The organism is Shinella zoogloeoides (assembly GCF_033705735.1).
GTDB classification, from domain to species: domain Bacteria; phylum Pseudomonadota; class Alphaproteobacteria; order Rhizobiales; family Rhizobiaceae; genus Shinella; species Shinella zoogloeoides_A.
This window is the reverse complement of the sequence record NZ_CP131130.1, coordinates 563,065-579,416: the sequence shown is the minus strand read 5'-3', so window position 1 is coordinate 579,416 and position 16,352 is coordinate 563,065. Positions and strand designations below refer to the sequence as shown.

The window sequence follows — 16,352 nt, the reverse complement described above, 5'->3', positions numbered from 1 at the left end:
TTCCATGTCAACCAGCCCGGTCGCAAGCGTTCCCGCTCCGGCCGCCTGCCGTTTTACAAATCCGTGGTCTGCGTTCCGCAGGGCCTGATATGCTGGCTGACATATTCATAGGGCATGACCTTGAGATTGCGGTTCAGCCCGCCATTGTCCCTCAGCCAGCCGAGAACCCAGCGCGGATACTTCTTCAGCAGATAGGTCGCGGCGACCCTGTTGCCCTGCGAGGAGCTGCCGAACGGCAGGTGGAAGCCGAAGCGCGCGGCGGGCGTCACGCAAAGCTGCTCCTGGTTGAGGCCGAGATAGATGGTGCAGGCGGAATCGCAGCGGCCGCTGAATTTCACCGGCTGCCCCGTCTGTTCGAGTTGAGCCGCCTTGAGGGCATAATCGACGATCATGCCACCGTGGTCATTGCCGACCGTGTAGAAGGCCCCCGTCCCCGACACGGCCATTGCCGTGGCGGTCGTCGTCGCAAGTGCGACCAGGGCGATGGATGCAATGCGAGCAGTGCTGGCGATCGGCTTCATGAGAGTGTCTCCGTTTACGAGACGTCTATCAGTCATTCCTAAAATTCCCGTTAAGATGTAGCGCTGAATGCGCGCCCGGTGGAAAGGGGACCGGCAAAGGCCGGCCTTTCTTCAAGCGCTACTCCGAAACCGCACGGGAAACGGCCGTGGGTAAAACGCAGGACAAGGCGGTGCGCGCAAGACCGGAAAAAACGGGCAAGTTGGGCATTAGTATGGCCTTAAATACGTGAAAGCGGTGAATGTCCCCGTTTTCCCCGGAACCCACAGCAGGCTCGGCATCGTCGTTTCACCACTCTAGCATGAAGCAGGGCAACAACGAATGCCGCCCGCGCAAAGCCGGCGCCAATCGGCCGGCACACCCGGAAAATCCCGGTTCCGGACAGTATAGCTGTTTGTATTCGCTATCGTTTACGAAAAGGCAAGGTTAACGGCTCGCTAAGGTTTTTCCTCTACTTTTCATGAGTGATATGGGGATCGGCAGGGGGCTGCCGGTCCGGGGATGACAGGTGTTTCGTGGCGGACAGGTTTCGCGAACTGGAGAGACCGCAAGCCGGGCGGCCGAAGGACATCGTATTGATGGCCACGGTTTCCAGCTTCGAGAGCCTGCGTTTTCCGTCGCGGTCGGATCTCGTCCAGTTCGGCGAACTTTTCGAACAGCTCTATGCCGCTTCCAGCGATGAAGCACGCCGGCAGGCCGTCGCCGCCCTGTCGCGCTGCCCGCAGGTGCCGCAGGAAACCGCCCTGTTCATCGCGCATCAGCCGATCGGCATCGCGGCCATCTTCCTGATGGGCTCGAAGGCGATAACCGACGGCACGCTGCTCGACATCCTGCGCGCCACCGGCCCGGACCATGCCCGCGCCATCGGCCGGCGCGACGATCTTTCGCCCGCCGTCATCGAGGCGCTGGTCGGCACCCACCAGGAGCACGCCAGCCGCAGGACCGGCGAGGACCGCGCGGAGGCCCTTCGCGAGGCCGCGCGGCTGGAGCGGGAAGAGGAAATCCGTGCGGAATTGCGCGCGCTCGTGCGCGCGGCGACGCCCGCCGCCGAGGCGCCCGTCAGGCTGGTGCCGGCGAGCGAGATCCATCAGGCGCTGTTCGTGCGATTCGCGCGCTCGGGCGATATCGGCATGATCGCGGTGACGCTCGCCGATGCGCTCGCGTCCAGCCAGTGGCTTTCCGAACGCATCCTTCTCGATGTCTCGGGCCGGCAGCTCGGCGAAACGCTGCTGGCGCTCGGCGTGGCGGAGGCCGACGGCCTCTTCGTGTTGAGGACGATCTATCCGCATCTGGCCGAAGGCGGCGCCGAGACGCTCATCGCCTCGCTCGACCCCGCCGAGGCGACCCGCCGGGTCGAGAGCTGGCAGAGGGCGGACCGCTACACGAACGGCGACGGCCTGCCGAAGGCCGCCAATGGCGACGATGCCCCGGCCAGGGGGCAGGCGCATCGGGACGCATTCCCAGGACCGGGCCGGCAGAGCGCCGCCGGCTGACGCCCCCTCAAAACACCCGGCGCCGCACCGGCGCGCGGACCGCAGCTTCCTCGTCCCGCCCGCCCGAAAGCGCGGCCAGCGTCATCAGCACGAACATTCCCGAAATCAGCAGTGCGAGGGCAGGCAGCACGATCAGCATGGGTCTCTCCAGGGGTTTGCACAGGCCGCTGCCTGTGTGCCTTGCTTTTCCCATGGCCGGATGTGGGCCGCTGTTCCCGGCGGAACAGGCGTCATGCGGAGGCTTGCCCCTCACCCTAACCCTCTCCCCGCAAGCGGAGAGAGGGGACGTGCCCCACGCACGGTAGTTATTTGGGAAACCGGTGCGGCATATCTCCTTCGCCCCGCTTGTGGGGAGAAGGTGGCCGGCAGGCCGGATGAGGGGCGCATCGCCAACATCGGAGGCCACCCTCCTCTATCGCCGGAAGAACCCGTCATCCTTCGGCTCCTCCCCGGCGAACGCGATGAGATCGCCGAGATCGTCCGTCTCGATGGAGACCACCCAGAGATCGCCGTCGAAGCGGCGTTCGCGCGCCACGGCGTCGGTGACCGCGGTCGCCTCCACCCGATCCAGCCGCGTTTCGAAGAGCCGCCGGCCACTGTCGTCCTCGTCGAAGAAACTTTGCGGGGCGGGCGCGTGGAGACTTTCCGTGCCGTCGCGGAATATCTGCCGCACGAAGACCGCCCCCGCCTCCTCCGCGCCCTTGGCCTCCACGGCGGCGAAATCGCCGCGGGCGAAGACCCGGCGCATCAGGGCGGAGACGAAGATATCGGTGCGAAGGCGCATGTCCGGGGCCTCACGCGGCGGGCGCTACAGCGCGCCGATGTCCTTGAGCTTGGCGAGGACGTGCTCGTTCGGCTCGCCGGTAACCGGAAGGCGGTAATGCTTCTCGAAATGGCGGATCGCGGTGCGCGTCTTCTCGCCGATCAGGCCGTCGACGGCGATGTCGGCATAGGCGATGTTGCTGAGGCCCTTCTGGATCTGCATCACCAGTTCGCTCGGCGCGGGCCTTGCGACCGCCGAGGTGACGCCGGGATCGGCCTCGGCGCGCAGGATGGCGGCGGCGACCGGGTCGGCCTCGTCCTTGGCGCTCGCCTGCGTGCCCGCCGCCGTGGCGGGCTGCTTCTCGATGAGGCTCGCCACCTCGTCGAAGGGGCGTTCGGCGGGGGTGACGTCGGTGACTTCCGGCAGGGCCTCGCCCTCCTCCAGTCGCTCGATGACGAAGGTCGTCTGGTCGTGCGGCTCCGGCCGGGTGGCGGTGAAGCCGAGGGAATTGTCGGCCGAGCGGGTCTTCAGGAACGGCGACGGATGGCCGCCCGGCTGGTACCAGAGCGCATTGGCCGCCACGAAGGAGAAGACGACGACGAAGGCCGAGACGCCGCCGATCACGCCCGGATGGCGCGCGGCGAGCCCGCCGAGGGCGGAAAGCCCGGCGATCACCATATTCGGCCGGCGCTGCGGCTGGCTGCGCCCGCGAGACCCGCCCTTGCGGGCCTGGCCCTGGGGCCGCCGCTCAGGCTGTCTTCTGACGTGCGCGTTCATCTTGCGTGTCCTTGCCATCGTCCGATGGCTGGTAAACTTTCTCTGCCCCCGCTGCAAGGCGCGGCGGGAAATCGACGGTGGATGCCGCGGGCCGCAGCTCCCCGTCGCGCGCCACGCCCGCCCCGTCCGCCGGAATGCGGATGGTGATGACGGTACCCTCGCCCGGCCGGCTCTCGACGGCGAAGCTGCCGCCGTGCAGCGCGACGAGGCCCTTGACCAGCGACAGGCCGAGACCGGTGCCCTCGTATTTGCGGGTATACTCGTTCTGCACCTGCATGAAGGGCTGGCCGATCGACGCCAGCTTGTCGGCGGGGATGCCGATGCCGGTATCGCTGACCGTCAGCAGCAGGTCGCGACCCTCGCGCGCCGCATCGATGGTGACGATACCGCCGCGGTCGGTGAACTTGATGGCGTTGCCGACGAGGTTGATGAGGATCTGCTGGATCGCCCGCTGGTCGGCGACGGCCTCGCCGATGGCCCGCGGCACGCGGCTCGTCAGCTTGATGCCCTTCTCGCGCGCCTGGAGGCCGAGCATCTGCTCGCAGGCCTTGACGCTGTCGGCGACGAGGAAAGGCTCCGTCAGCAGCTCGTAGCGGCCGGCCTCGATCTTCGAGACGTCCAGCATGGTGTTGACCACCGACAGGAGATGCGAGCCCGACTGGTGGATCAGCCCGACATATTCACGCTGGCGATCGTTCTCCAGCCGGCCGAAATATTCGCCGGCGAGGATGTCGGAAAAGCCGAGGATGGCGTTGAGCGGCGTGCGCAGCTCGTGGCTGACGGCGGCAAGGAAGCGCGTCTTGGCGTCGTTGGCCGATTCGGCCTCCTCGGCCTTGCGTGCATTCTCGTTGCGCAGACGCGCCTCGTCGGACATGTCGCGCGACTGGGCGACGACGGAGGCAAGCGCGCCGTCGGGGCCGGCCAGCGCCGTCATCTCCACGCGCATGTGCATGAACTGCTCGGCATCCACCTCGATGCGCGGGCGGTCGATGCGGATGTCCACCGTCTCGCGGGCGCCGCCCTGGCGCAGCCTGTCGATGGCGGCGAGGAAGGCGATGCGGTCGGAAACGTGGATCTGGTCAAGATAGCCGCGGCCCGCCGGATCGCGCATCCAGGAGAGCATGTCGGCGCGGTCGCGGCCGTGCACGGCGGTGACGAAGCCGCGCGCATCGTGCAGCGTGACGAGGCCGGCGAAGAGATCGTAGGGCGAGACGTCGCTCGGCGCGGCTTCTGCCATCGCCTCGGCGAAGCTCTTGTGCGGGAGCGGCTTCGGGCGGCGCACCGAGGTGACGGCGGCCGAAAGCAGCGCGCCGGCGCCGGCAAGCGCGACGCCCGCCGGAAGCGCGGCGGAAGCGGGCAGGACGGCGGAGAGCGCCAGCGGCAGGCCGGGCACGGCGGCAAGCAGCGCCAGCGTCGTCGCGCGCAGCGAGGCGGAGGGGCGCGCATCGGCAGCGCCCGCGCCAGCAACGCCAGCAACGGCGCCCAGACGGGCTGCCATTCTGTCCGCGATGATGGTCAATTGGCGCAACGCAAAACCCTGCCGTTCATGTTCTTTTCTGTGAGGTCAAAATCGCATCGGCGACTTAAGGAAAGGATAAACGGCAGGGGCCGCAAGCGGGCGAAAAAGGCCCAAAAGTCCCATTTCGGGGCAATCCAACGGCCATTCGTCCGGCGTGGTTAACGGGGCGTAAGCGCCTCATTTTGCGGCATTTTTCTGTTCATATTAACTTTTGGGGCAAGGCCCCTGCCGCCCCCTTCCCGGCATTCCGGCAGCTTGGACCCCGATGGCGCGCCATCATCCTTAACGCGGATCGCTAAAATCTGCCGCAAATGCCGGTAAAGTGCGAAATAGATCGCATTTTAATCAAAACTGGGCAAAACCCGAACGATTCCTGCAAAGGGGAATTTCCTTCCGGCCCCTATTCTCGCATCAACGGTTCGCCAAGGACCAAACGAGCCGACGGCCGCAAGACGCCGGGGCACCAACGAGGATGGCAAGCAATGTGGTTTCTGATCAAGGGAACGTTCTGGTTCTCACTGGTTCTGGTCCTGCTCCCCTTCCTGGACCCGGAATCCTCCGACAAGCTGAGCAAAGGGCCGAGCGTCGAGATCGGCGACACGTTCAGCGCCGCCAGCGAGGCGCTCAACTATGTGACCGGCATGTGCGCCGAAAAGCCGGATGTCTGCCAGAAGGGCAGCGAGACCTTCGTCGCCCTCGGCCACCGGGCCCGTGAAGGCGCCCGCATCGCCTACCAGTTCCTCGACACCCAGTTCGCCGACGAGGACGTCGCCTCTGCCGAGCCGGCAAAGAAGGAAGCGCTGAACCAGCCGCTTCCGGCCGTCGCGAAGATCGATGCCGACGACGAGGTCATCACCGGCACCATCGCCGTGCCGACCCGCCGTCCCGACCACAAGGGCTGACGCCGCCCCCTTCCAAGCCGCGATCCCGCAGCCTTTGCGGCATTGCTTCCCAAGTTTCTGCCTGCCTCACTCGTTGCCTAGCAACCGCCGCATGGACCCGTTCCCTGCGGCGTTTCTTTTTGCGCGCGGCGGTTTGCGGTTCAAATGGCCGGCCGGCTCGCCTATATGGAAGGCGATAGCCCGGACGGAACGAACATGGCCACGCTGCAAGAGATCATCGACGACTTCGCCTTCCTCGACGAATGGGAGGACCGCTACCGCTATGTCATCGAGCTCGGCAAGGCGCTGCCGGACCTGCCGGAAGACCAGCGCACCGCGGCCAACAAGGTGCAGGGTTGCGCCAGCCAGGTCTGGCTCGTCAGCCACAGCGCGGGCGGCGCCGACCCGGTGATGACCTTCGAAGGCGATTCGGATGCCCATATCGTGCGCGGCCTCGTCGCCATCGTGCTCGCCATCTATTCCGGCAGGCATGCCTCCGAAATCGCCGCCCTCGACGCCATCGACACCTTCAACACGATCGGCCTCGTCGAACACCTCTCCTCCCAGCGCGCCAACGGCCTGCGCTCGATGGTGCGCCGCATCCGGGAAGAGGCGGCGATGCAGGTGGCGGCTTAGGGAGGCTTGCCCGAAGGCGGGTAACGGTCCTGCTCTCTTTGGAGAGGCGAGGCCCCTTGCCCCTCATCCGGCCTGCCGGCCACCTTCTCCCCGCAAGCGGGGCGAAGGGGATATGCCGCACCGTTTTCCCTAGCCAATAACCATGCGTGGGGCACGTCCCCTCTCCCTGCCTGACGGAGAGGGTCAGGGCGAGGGGCGAATCTCAGCGCGGCAGTTCCGGCCGATACCCTTCCGTTCCCCAGGCATGTGCCCGTCGCTCACCGGCGGCAGGCGGGGCATAGTGCCGGGCGAGCGCCATCAGGGAGGCGCGCAGGAGGAGTTTTGCGGAGCGGGCGGGCCATTGGCGTTCCCGTTCCACGGTTTCCAGCCCCTTCATGAAGCAGCAGACGTCGAGGGCGACGCCCGAGAGTTCGGGGCCCATCGCCTCGATGGCGCGGGCGACGCGCAGGCGCGCGGCGAGCGCCGTGTCGGTAAGGTCGCGCGACGCGCCGGCCTCGCCCTTCTGGCGGCCGGCGATGCGCGGCTCCCAGGACATGGTCATGCGCGGCTGGAGGCCGCCGCGGGTGAAATCGGCGTGCAGCCGTTCGCCCGCGGCGAGCGCGCTTTCCGGAAGGTAGGCGTCGCCCGACTTCTCCTTCAGCCGGGAAAGGCCCGCCAGCGGCGATTCGAGGCGGTTGGCGAGCGCCTTTTCGCGCACGCCGTCACGCAGCACGACGACCTCCTCGATATCCCGGTGCTGGCCGGCGAAGGGCGTTTCCGCCTCGCAGAGCCGGCGGCGCAGATGCGCGCGCGCCTCCGGCGTCGCCGCCAGCAGGTTCCCGTCGCGGCGGACGAGGCCGAGGCTGAGGGCCTCCCCGAAGATCGCGGGGGAGACGGACTGCGCCCTGCCGCCGGCAGCGGCAAGCGTGCCCTCGCCCTCGAGGCGCGCTTCGCCGGCCGCCAGCAGGAAGCGCAGGAGCTTTGCAAGGTCGACGGCATTCTTCCGTGCGGTCGCGTCACTCATGGCTGCCGATCCCCGCCGGGCCGAACACCGAAAGGACGACGCGCTCGATGGCCGAGACGAAGGCGTCGAAGGCGGCATCGTCGCGGCGATCCTCCACCACGTTGCAGGCATGGCCGACCGTGGTGCGGTCGCGGCCGAAGGCCATGCCGATCTCCGAGAGCGAAAGCCGCAGCACGACGTGGGAGACATACATGGCGATCTGGCGCACATGGCAGGTGGTGCGCCGGCTGTCGCGGCGCCAGAGCGGCCGGTCGCCCGCAAGGGCCGTCATCTCCAGAACGAGCCGGCGCACGATGCGGCAGGCGACGGGCGCCGGCACCGTCGGCGGCTCCCGCACGGCCATCGTCCGGCGGGCGGCACGCGTCCCCTCGCCCGGCTCCATGCCGGATCCGGCGCCCTTGACTTCCGGCGCGGGGCCGGCGGAAGGTGGAACCGCTCGGGACGACCGTCTCTGGGAAACGATGAACTGGTGCATGACTGGCCACTCCGTTGATAGGAATTTATTCATACACCCTAGAGGATGTGCGAGGATGAATGAAGCACCCTGGCGCAATCATCCGTTGAATTTCTTCATATATTTGTGACAGGCATCCCCGATATAGGCTTATATTCCTTTTCCCTTGCGAAGCTTTGCGCGAAAGACACGGCCTTGCCGGCGTCTCCGCAACGCAAAAGGCCGGAGCCTTGCGGCTCCGGCCTTGGATCATCGGCCCCCTCGTTCCCGTCGCGATCCCCGGCGTTGAGTCCGAGGTTTGTGGATGCTCGGGTCGGGCCCGCGCATGACGAGGGAAGATTTTGGTCTGGCCGGCAGCATCAGGCCGGCGCCTCACGGCACCGGCCCTTGGACTGGCAGCAGGCTAAGTAAGCTGGATTACTTGCCGGCCTTGCGGCGCTGGCCGAGGCCCATTTCCTTGGCGAGACGCGAGCGGGCCTCGGCATAGGCGGGGGCGACCATCGGGTAATCGGCCGGCAGGTCCCACTTCTCGCGGTATTCTTCCGGGGTCATGCCGTAATGGGTCATCAGGTGGCGCTTGAGCGACTTGAACTTCTGGCCGTCCTCGAGGCAGATGATGTAGTCGTTCTGCACGGACTTCTTCACCGGCACCGGCGGCTTCGGCTTCTCGGCGGCGACGGGCGCCTCGACGGTGGCGACGGGCTGCGTGGTGTTGTTGAGCGCCGCATGCACGTCGGCGATCAGGCCCGGCAGCTCCGAGACCGGCACGACATGGTTGCCGACATAGGCCGCAACGATATCGGCAGTAAGCTCGACGAGAAGATTGGAGCCGGCGCCAAGGGTTGTTTCTGTCATTTCTTTCTCCTGTCGGATATCGTTGTAGTCGAAAGCGCTGCTGACGACCGCGTTCCTGAATTCCGGATAAAGCCTTACTTCGAGCTGATTATGTGGCAAAACGATGCTCGCGCGAACGATGACGTTCGAAACAGCGGCATTTTACGCCAATATAACTTTTCACTACAGCGGCCGCTGTTTTCAGCGATTCTCTTGCCGTCATCAATACCGCATTCGCGCGACTACGGCAGGAACTCAACTTAGACAGGAAATCGATGCAGGCGCTAAATCAACCGGAATGCTTTACTTCGCCTGAAATATCATTCCCGGTTTGATTGTCCAGTATTATTTTGACAAAGCACAGAAAGAGCTTTCACGCCTTCAATCTATCCGCTGAAATTCAGTGGATACTCAAATTCCGGCCATGATCTATAAACCAAATGTCAACGCTTCTTGGCGTTGCGCTTCTCTGCCTCGCGCATATCGTCCATCACGGTCGCGCGCGCGAGGCGATAGCCCACGCCATGGGCGGCCTTGGCGACGAGGTGGGCGGCGACCGGCGCCGTCAGCACGAAGAAGACGAAGCCGGCGAGCGCCCGGGTGAGGATCGCGATGTCGAAGGCGTGGATGCCCGCCGCAAGCAGCATCAGGCCCGAGCCCACGGTGCCGGCCTTGGAGGCCGCGTGCATGCGCGTATAGACGTCCGGCAGGCGCACGAGGCCGACGGCGGCGAGGAAGGTGAAGATGCCGCCCGCCACCAGCATGACGGCGACGACGAGCGCCAGGATCATCTCCGTCATCGGCGTTTCCTCCGCTTGCCCGCCTTTTCCCGCTTGCGCCCTTCCACAAGTGCCTCGCTCTCCTCGCCCGCCTCCATGCCCTGCCGCATGACGAAGCGCGCGAAGGCGACGGTCGCCAGGAAACCGACGAGGCCGAGCGCGATGGCGATATCGATATAGAGGTTGAAGCCGGTGCGGATCGCCACGACGGCGATGAAGCCGATGGCGATGGCGACCAGCATGTCGAGCGCGACGATGCGGTCCGGCAGCGTCGGCCCCCGGACGACGCGGAAGGCCGTCAGGAAGAAGGCCGCGCACATCAGGAGAAGTGCGATCGCGGCGGCGGCGGAGATGATCGTTTGCGCGTCCATCAGCGGAAAGCCTCCAGGATCTTCCTCTCGAAGCCGTTCGCGATGTCGCGCCGCGCGCCGGCCGGGTCGGAGCAGTCGATGGCATGCACGTAGAGCACCATGCGGTCCGCCGAGACGTCGACGGAGAGCGTGCCCGGCGTCAGCGTGATGAGGTTGGCGAGCAGCGTGATCTCGAAATCCCGGTCGACCGTCAGCGGGAAGGCGAAGATGCCGGGCTTCAGCGCCATTTTCGGGCTCGCCACCAGCACCGCGACCTTCCATGCCGAGAGCGCCAGTTCCTTGATGAAGAGCGCCAGCAGCGAGAGGATCTTCAGCGGCCGCAGGCGCCGGCCGTCCGGCTGGATGTGGCCGCGGATCAACAACAGCGACAGCGCGCCGGCGGCCATGCCGAGCAGGAGGTTCGGCACGGTGAAGCTGCCGGAAACGGCGAGCCAGACGAGGGCGAAGAGCGCGATGGTGACGGTCGGCCGCATGGTCAGTTCACCCCCGGAAAGACCGAGCCGAGATAGGCCCGCGGATCGGAAAGCCCCTCGGCGGCGTGCTGGACGGTCGAGAGCAGCGCCTCCGGGAAGAGGCCGAAGACGACGGTGAGCGCCGTCAGCGCCGCCAGCGGCAGGAGCGCGCTCACCGGGATCGCTTCGGCCGGCAGGGCCTCGCCGGCGGGACGCCAATAGGCGAGGAGGAAGACGCGGCCGAGCGCGATGGTGGTCAGGAAGCCGGTGAGGAAGACCGCCGCCGTCAGCCACCAGGCGCCGATATCGATGGCGGCCTTGGCCACCATGACCTTGGGCCAGAAGCCGGAGAACGGCGGCAGGCCGGAGACGGCGAAGAACAGCACCAGCGACAGGGCGGAAAAGAGCGCCGAGCGGCTATAAAGCCCGCCGAGCCGGTTGAGGTCGAACGAGCCGGCGAGCCGTCCCGCCAGACCCGCCGCCATGTAGAGCGCGGTCATGACCACCATGGAATGCAGCGCATAGAAGATCGCCCCGCCGATGCCGCCGGGACTGCCGAGCGACAGGCCCGCCAGCATGACGCCGATGCCGGAAATGACGACATAGCCGAGAAGGCGGCGGATATCGCTCTGCCCGAGCGCGCCGAGCGCGCCGACGAGCATGGTGGCGACGGCGATGAGCGCGATGACGAAGCTCAGCGCCTCCCGCTCGACGGGAAAGAGCATGACCAGCGTGCGCAGCAGCGCATAGATGCCGACCTTGGTGAGAAGGCCGGCGAAGAGCGCGGAAACGACGACTTTCGGCGTGTGGTAGGAGGCCGGCAGCCAGAAATTCACCGGGAAGGCCGCCGCCTTCATGCCGAAGGCGAGGAGGTAAAGCGTGGCGAGCGTCATCAGCGGCAGGTGTTCACGCCCCGCCGCCGCCTTGGCGGCGATGTCGGCCATGTTGAGCGTGCCGAAGGTGCCGTAGAGATAGCCGGTGGCGATGAGGAAGAGCGTCGTCGCGATGAGGTTGAGGAAGGCGTATTTGATCGCGCCGTCGATCTGGCGCGGCTCGGAGCCGAGCGTGATGAGGCCGAAGGACGAGATCAGCAGCACCTCGAACCAGACATAGAGGTTGAAGATGTCGCCCGTCAGGAAGGCGCCGGAAACGCCGGCCATCAGCAGCAGCAGGAACGGATAGAAGCCGTAGCGCCGGCCGCTGCCGTCGATATCGGCGAGCGCATGGACGCCGCCGGCCAGCGCCACCACCGCGCCGGAAAGCGCGAAGAGCACGCCCGTCAGGTCCGCCGTGAAGGCGATGCCGAAGGGCGGCAGCCAGCGGCCCATGACCATGGTGACCGGCCCGTTCGTCGCGACATGGGCGAGCAGCAGCGCATCGAGCGCGACGAGCACGGCGAGCGCCGGCACGGCGATCCAGCCCTGCAGATGCAGCGACTTGCGTAGCATCAGCAGCACGGCGCCGACAAGGATGCACCAGGCGGGCGGCAGCACGACCAGCCAGTCGGCGGTCGCGACCGGCGTCGTGACGAGTGCTGCGGAAAGGTCTTGCGGGTTCACGGCCATTGGCGGGTCGGTTCCTGTCAGTAGCCGGTCGGCGGAAGGGGTTCGTCCTCCGGCTCCGCCAGGCGCATCTCGTTGCCGTTGTCGGTGCCGAGATCCTGGTAGGCGCGGTAGACGAGCACCAGCAGGAAGGCGAAGAAGGAGAAGGAAATGACGATGGCCGTCAGGATGAGCGCCTGCGGCAGCGGATTGGCGGTGAGCGTCGCCGGCACGTCATGCCCGGCCGGGATGATCGGCGGCACCTCGCGCAGGATGCGGCCATTGGTGAAGAGCAGGAGGTTCACCGCATTGCCGAGCAGCACGACGCCGAGCAGCACGCGCACCAGGAACTTCGACAGCATCAGGTAGACGGCGGCGGCGAAGAACAGGCCGACGAGAAGGATGAAGGGCACTTCCATCAGACGTCGTCCCCCGCCTCGAGCGCCAGCGCGATGGAGGTGATCGACCCCACCACCACGAGATAGACGCCGGTATCGAACAGCATGACGCTGGACAGCGGGATCTCGACGCCGAACACCGAGGGATAGATCCACAGCCCCGTCATGAAGGGCACGGCAAAGAGGATGGACATCAGGCCGGCGATGCAGGCGATGAAGAGGCCGAAGGCCGAGATCGCCATCGGGTGGAACCACAGCGCCTGGCGCACGGCCGAAATGCCGTTGGCGATGCCAAAGATCGCCAGCGCCGACACCGCGATCAGCCCGCCGATGAAGCCCCCGCCCGGCTCGTTGTGGCCGCGCAGCAGCACGAAGATCGAGAAGAGCACCATGAGGGCGGTGAGGAACGGCGCGACGGTGCGGAAGATGAGGGTGTTCATGGGTGGACGCCTCCGGGGGCGGCGTGCCCGAACGCCTTCCGGCCAAGGCAGGAGCGCAGCCGGGGAACCGGAAGCCCCTTCTCCCCGCCTGCGGGGAGAAGGTCGCGGCAGTGGGATGAGGGGCAGCGCCGACCGATGAGCCCCGACAGCGGCGGGAGCGCTGCCCGCCCGCCCCTCATCCGCCTGCCGGCACCTTCTCCCCGCAAGCGGGGAGAAGGAAGATGTGGCAACGCGCGATCCTCCCAGCATTGCAAGGAAGACAACCGGGAGGCCATCCGAACTTGTAGACGCGCCATCATGCGTCCCCCCTCGCCCTGCCGCCCTTGCGGATGCGGATGATCGACAGGATCGCCAGCCCCGTCACCATGACGACGGCGATCTCGCCGAGCGTGTCCGTGCCGCGGAAATCGACGATGATGACGTTCACCACATTGGCGCCGTGGGCGATGGTTTTCGAATAGAGGTTGAAGAAATCGGTGAGCGCCGTGTCGAAGCGGCCCTGCGTGACTTTCAGCAGATAGAGCGCGAAGCCGAGGCCGCAGGCTATAGCGATGGCGGCATCCGGGATCTTTTCCCTCAGCGGCCGGTGGTCGCGCGGCGTCAGCCGGAGGCGCGTCATGACGAGGGCGAGGATGACGACGGAAAGCGTCTCGATCATGAACTGGGTGAAGGCGAGGTCCGGCGCGCCGAAGAGCAGGAAGAGCAGCGCGACGCAGAAACCCTGGATGCCGAGCGCGACGATGGCGGTGAGGCGGCTCTTCGCCGTCAGCACCGCGCCGATGCCGACGACGGCGAGCACGACGACCGCAAGCTCATGGAACGGCATGCCGGCGGGCCAGACCGGCAGGCGCGGCCATTCGCCATAGACGGCGGGCGGCACGAGGAGCGCCAGCGCGACCGCCGCGAAGGTCGCGGTCATGTAGATTTCCATCCGGCCCGGCTGGGCGAGGCGCGTGACGAGCGATGCGCCGCGCACCAGCCCGGCCATCACCTGGTCGAAGCCCCTGTCCGGCCCCCAGCCGATGTCCTCGACCAGCCGGTCCGCGGCGGCGCGGGCCTTGTCGAGCGACAGGAAGACGACGACGCCGAGGGCGACCGTGACGGCGGAGAGGAGAAGCGGCATGCCGACATGCGGCACGGCCGAGACGGTGACGACCTCCGGCTTGCCGGCGATGGCCGAGGCGAGCGGCGAGGTCAGCAGCGCATGGGCCGTGGCGGAGAAGACGCCGATGGTCAGCCCCTTGATCGCCAGCAGCATCGGGCCGGCCCAGAGCAGCAAGGGGCCTTCATGCGGCTTCTTCGGCGTCTCGACGGGCGCGCCGAGGAAGGGCTTCAGCGCCACGGCGAAGGCGACGGCGAACATCAGGCCGTTGCCGATAATGGCCGCCAGCGTGAAGGCGATGGCGCGGAGATTGCCGCCGGCAAGCGCGACATAGATCTCCTCCTTGGCGAGGAAGCCGAAGAAGGGCGGCAGGCCCGCCATGGAGAGCGCGGCGACGAGCGCGGCGAGATAGGTGACGGGCATGGCGCGGGCGAGCCCGCGCAGTTTCGTGATGTCGCGCGTGCCGGTCTCGTGGTCGATAATGCCGGCGACCATGAAGAGCGCGCCCTTGAAGAGCGAATGGGCGACGAGATAGAGGGCGGCGGCCGCCGCCGCATATTCCGAGCCGAAGCCGGTCAGCAGCACCAGGAGACCGAGCGAGGCGACCGTCGTATAGGCGAGCATCAGCTTGAGGTCGCTCTGGCGGATGGCGAGCACGCTGCCGACAAGCAGCGTCAGGCCGCCGAAGGCCGGCAGGATCGTCTCCCAGGCCAGCGTGTCGCCAAGCACCGGATTGAGCCGCATCAGGAGATAGATGCCGGCCTTCACCATGGTCGCCGAATGCAGGTAGGCCGAAACCGGCGTCGGCGCCTCCATGGCGTTCGGCAGCCAGAAATGGAACGGGAACTGCGCCGACTTGGTGAAGGCCCCGCCGAGGATGAGGAAGAACAGCGGCAGGTAGAAGGGGCTCGCCCGCACCTCATCGCCGAAGGACATCAGCAGCGAGAGCTGCGTGACGTCGGTGACGTCCCACATGAGCAGCAGGCCGGCGAGCAGGAAGAGCCCGCCCCCGCCGGTGACGACCAGCGCCTGCAGCGCCGCGCGGCGCGCGGCCGCCCGCGTATGGTCGAAGCCGATCAGCAGGAAGGAGGTGATCGAGGTCAGCTCCCAGAAGACGAAGAGCATCAGGAAACTGTCGGAGGCGACGAGCCCGAGCATCGAGCCCATGAACATCAGGATGAAGGAGAAGAACCGCCCCTGGTGCGGATGCCCCTTCAGGTAGCCGCCGGCATAGAGCACGATCAGCGTGCCGATGCCGGAGATCAGCAGCAGGAAGGCGAGCGACAGGCCGTCGATCAGCCAGGAGAAGCTGACATTGTAGGACGGCACCCAGGCATAGCCGCCGGTGATGACCTCGCCATGCGAGACCTCCGCGTTGAAGCCGAGGAAATGCAGGAAGACGGCGAGCGGCACGAGCGCCAGCGGCCAGGCGGCATTGTGGCCGAGAAGCCGCGTGAGGGCGGGCGCGATCAGCGCGCCGAGAAACGGCAGACAGAAGGCAACGAAAGTCAGGCCCATCGTGTCCGGCGTCATCCCCTCTCCCCATCCGCGGGCTTCGCCCGTCGTTACCCTTCAAAAAGGCCAGAGCGTCGTTTCTACGTGGCCCTGCACGAATTCGCCACCCCTCACCGGCAGGGGCGCGGCGTTTTTACCCAGCTTGATCGTCCGGCGCGGCGGGGGTGCGAAGATCGAGGTCGGGAAAATAGGTGCGGTACCGCCCGACATCGCGGGTGATGAGGGTCAGTCCCGCCACCGCGGCGTGGGCGCCGATGAAGAAGTCCGGCAGGACGCCCGTCCGGCTGCCGCCCGCCTTGCGGTAGGCGTGGAAGACCTTGCCCGCGAGGAAAAGCGCTTCGCGCGGGATGGAAAGGTGCTCGAGCGCGGCGGCCGCGATCATCGCATCGAGATCGGCGATGTCGCGGTAGCGCACGGAAAGTTCCGCATAGATCACATCGTTGATGGCGAGAGGACCGAGCAGCGCCGCCCCCTCCAGCGCCGCCACCGACCAGTCGGCGAAAACGGGATCGCCGGTCACCAGATCGAGCAGGACGTTGGTGTCGACCAGGAACACGGGGGTCAGTCTTCGCCGCGGGTGAGCGCCATGATCTCGTCCGTCGTCAGCCCGGCGCCGGCATGGCCGCGCAGATGCGCAAAACGCCTTTCCGGCTGTGTCTTGCCGAGCGGAACGACGACGACGCTGCCATCCGCGGCGCGGCGGAACTCGACCTTGCTGCCGGGACCGATGCCGAGAAAGTCGCGCACGCTCTTGGGGATCGTCACCTGTCCCTTGCTCGTTACCGTCGCACCCATCGTAATACCTCGTCCTTCATCGGTATTACTTTAATATGCGGGACGTAGGATTGCGAGTCCGACATTCGCGCAGCCGCCAA

At 66.7% G+C, this 16,352-nt stretch carries 20 protein-coding genes; 3 read left to right on the top strand and 17 right to left on the bottom strand.

All coding sequences use genetic code 11. The features are described from left to right. Nucleotides 1-53: 53 nt before the first annotated feature. A complete protein-coding gene (locus ShzoTeo12_RS02870; RefSeq protein ID WP_119258217.1) occupies nucleotides 54-521 on the bottom strand; it encodes a hypothetical protein in 468 nt (155 codons plus the stop codon). A gap of 513 nt (nucleotides 522-1,034) precedes the next feature. Between ShzoTeo12_RS02870 and ShzoTeo12_RS02865 the strand changes: the two genes are divergently transcribed. Beyond that, nucleotides 1,035-2,012: a DUF2336 domain-containing protein gene (locus ShzoTeo12_RS02865; protein WP_413251115.1), complete on the top strand. Its 978-nt coding sequence runs from the start codon at nucleotides 1,035-1,037 to the stop codon at nucleotides 2,010-2,012. Between the two features lie 7 nt (nucleotides 2,013-2,019). Here ShzoTeo12_RS02865 and ShzoTeo12_RS02860 read toward each other — a convergent pair whose 3' ends face one another. The 4 genes from ShzoTeo12_RS02860 to ShzoTeo12_RS02845 form a co-directional block, all read right to left on the bottom strand. Continuing rightward, the gene (locus ShzoTeo12_RS02860; protein ID WP_318911219.1) at nucleotides 2,020-2,151 is read right to left on the bottom strand and encodes a hypothetical protein; all 132 of its coding nucleotides are present in this window, start codon (nucleotides 2,149-2,151) and stop codon (nucleotides 2,020-2,022) included. A 273-nt stretch (nucleotides 2,152-2,424) separates the two neighbouring features. Beyond that, the gene (locus ShzoTeo12_RS02855) at nucleotides 2,425-2,796 is read right to left on the bottom strand and encodes a DUF1491 family protein (protein WP_318911217.1); all 372 of its coding nucleotides are present in this window, start codon (nucleotides 2,794-2,796) and stop codon (nucleotides 2,425-2,427) included. A gap of 24 nt (nucleotides 2,797-2,820) precedes the next feature. Further along, a complete protein-coding gene (locus tag ShzoTeo12_RS02850) occupies nucleotides 2,821-3,552 on the bottom strand; it encodes a peptidoglycan-binding domain-containing protein (RefSeq protein ID WP_318911216.1) in 732 nt (243 codons plus the stop codon). Beyond that, nucleotides 3,524-5,050, bottom strand: a complete 1,527-nt coding sequence (locus ShzoTeo12_RS02845; RefSeq protein ID WP_318911215.1) for a HAMP domain-containing sensor histidine kinase — start codon at nucleotides 5,048-5,050, stop codon at nucleotides 3,524-3,526. Before ShzoTeo12_RS02845 ends, ShzoTeo12_RS02850 begins: the two co-directional genes overlap by 29 nt. Before the next feature lie 503 nt (nucleotides 5,051-5,553). On the opposite strand from ShzoTeo12_RS02845, the gene ShzoTeo12_RS02840 reads away from it, so the two are divergent. Both ShzoTeo12_RS02840 and ShzoTeo12_RS02835 read left to right on the top strand, forming a co-directional pair. Next, on the top strand, nucleotides 5,554-5,973 hold the full coding sequence (locus ShzoTeo12_RS02840) for a DUF5330 domain-containing protein (RefSeq protein ID WP_318911214.1): 420 nt from the start codon (nucleotides 5,554-5,556) through the stop codon (nucleotides 5,971-5,973). A 195-nt stretch (nucleotides 5,974-6,168) separates the two neighbouring features. Then, nucleotides 6,169-6,588, top strand: coding sequence for a SufE family protein (locus ShzoTeo12_RS02835; protein WP_318911213.1), 420 nt, complete (start codon nucleotides 6,169-6,171; stop codon nucleotides 6,586-6,588). Nucleotides 6,589-6,790: 202 nt separating this feature from the next. Here the strand turns inward: ShzoTeo12_RS02835 and ShzoTeo12_RS02830 are convergent, their stop codons facing one another. The 12 genes from ShzoTeo12_RS02830 to ShzoTeo12_RS02775 form a co-directional block, all read right to left on the bottom strand. After that, the gene (locus ShzoTeo12_RS02830) at nucleotides 6,791-7,591 is read right to left on the bottom strand and encodes a DUF6456 domain-containing protein (RefSeq protein WP_318911212.1); all 801 of its coding nucleotides are present in this window, start codon (nucleotides 7,589-7,591) and stop codon (nucleotides 6,791-6,793) included. After that, nucleotides 7,584-8,066, bottom strand: a complete 483-nt coding sequence (locus tag ShzoTeo12_RS02825) for a helix-turn-helix domain-containing protein (RefSeq protein ID WP_413251114.1) — start codon at nucleotides 8,064-8,066, stop codon at nucleotides 7,584-7,586. The genes ShzoTeo12_RS02830 and ShzoTeo12_RS02825 overlap by 8 nt, the downstream gene beginning before the upstream one ends. Nucleotides 8,067-8,462: 396 nt before the next feature. After that, on the bottom strand, nucleotides 8,463-8,900 hold the full coding sequence (locus tag ShzoTeo12_RS02820; protein ID WP_119258210.1) for a MucR family transcriptional regulator: 438 nt from the start codon (nucleotides 8,898-8,900) through the stop codon (nucleotides 8,463-8,465). A 422-nt stretch (nucleotides 8,901-9,322) separates the two neighbouring features. Then, nucleotides 9,323-9,679: a monovalent cation/H(+) antiporter subunit G gene (gene mnhG / locus ShzoTeo12_RS02815; RefSeq protein WP_318911211.1), complete on the bottom strand. Its 357-nt coding sequence runs from the start codon at nucleotides 9,677-9,679 to the stop codon at nucleotides 9,323-9,325. Then, nucleotides 9,676-10,029, bottom strand: a complete 354-nt coding sequence (locus ShzoTeo12_RS02810; RefSeq protein WP_318911210.1) for a cation:proton antiporter — start codon at nucleotides 10,027-10,029, stop codon at nucleotides 9,676-9,678. The genes mnhG and ShzoTeo12_RS02810 overlap by 4 nt, the downstream gene beginning before the upstream one ends. Next, the gene (locus ShzoTeo12_RS02805; protein WP_318911209.1) at nucleotides 10,029-10,502 is read right to left on the bottom strand and encodes a Na+/H+ antiporter subunit E; all 474 of its coding nucleotides are present in this window, start codon (nucleotides 10,500-10,502) and stop codon (nucleotides 10,029-10,031) included. Before ShzoTeo12_RS02805 ends, ShzoTeo12_RS02810 begins: the two co-directional genes overlap by 1 nt. A gap of 2 nt (nucleotides 10,503-10,504) precedes the next feature. Beyond that, a complete protein-coding gene (locus tag ShzoTeo12_RS02800) occupies nucleotides 10,505-12,046 on the bottom strand; it encodes a Na+/H+ antiporter subunit D (protein WP_318911208.1) in 1,542 nt (513 codons plus the stop codon). Between the two features lie 17 nt (nucleotides 12,047-12,063). After that, entirely contained in the window at nucleotides 12,064-12,441 is a 378-nt protein-coding gene (locus ShzoTeo12_RS02795; RefSeq protein ID WP_119258205.1) for a Na+/H+ antiporter subunit C, read from the bottom strand. Continuing rightward, nucleotides 12,441-12,860 (bottom strand): Na(+)/H(+) antiporter subunit B, encoded by a 420-nt coding sequence (locus tag ShzoTeo12_RS02790; protein ID WP_119258204.1) that lies wholly within the window; start codon nucleotides 12,858-12,860, stop codon nucleotides 12,441-12,443. Before ShzoTeo12_RS02790 ends, ShzoTeo12_RS02795 begins: the two co-directional genes overlap by 1 nt. A gap of 295 nt (nucleotides 12,861-13,155) precedes the next feature. Then, complete coding sequence (locus ShzoTeo12_RS02785) at nucleotides 13,156-15,495, bottom strand: putative monovalent cation/H+ antiporter subunit A (RefSeq protein WP_318911207.1); 2,340 nt, start codon at nucleotides 15,493-15,495, stop codon at nucleotides 13,156-13,158. Nucleotides 15,496-15,610: 115 nt separating this feature from the next. After that, a complete protein-coding gene (locus ShzoTeo12_RS02780; protein ID WP_318911206.1) occupies nucleotides 15,611-16,033 on the bottom strand; it encodes a type II toxin-antitoxin system VapC family toxin in 423 nt (140 codons plus the stop codon). A 5-nt stretch (nucleotides 16,034-16,038) separates the two neighbouring features. Continuing rightward, nucleotides 16,039-16,272 carry an AbrB/MazE/SpoVT family DNA-binding domain-containing protein gene (locus tag ShzoTeo12_RS02775; RefSeq protein WP_318911205.1) on the bottom strand — a complete coding sequence of 78 codons (234 nt, stop codon included), beginning with the start codon at nucleotides 16,270-16,272 and terminating at the stop codon, nucleotides 16,039-16,041. Between the last annotated feature and the right edge of the window lie 80 nt (nucleotides 16,273-16,352).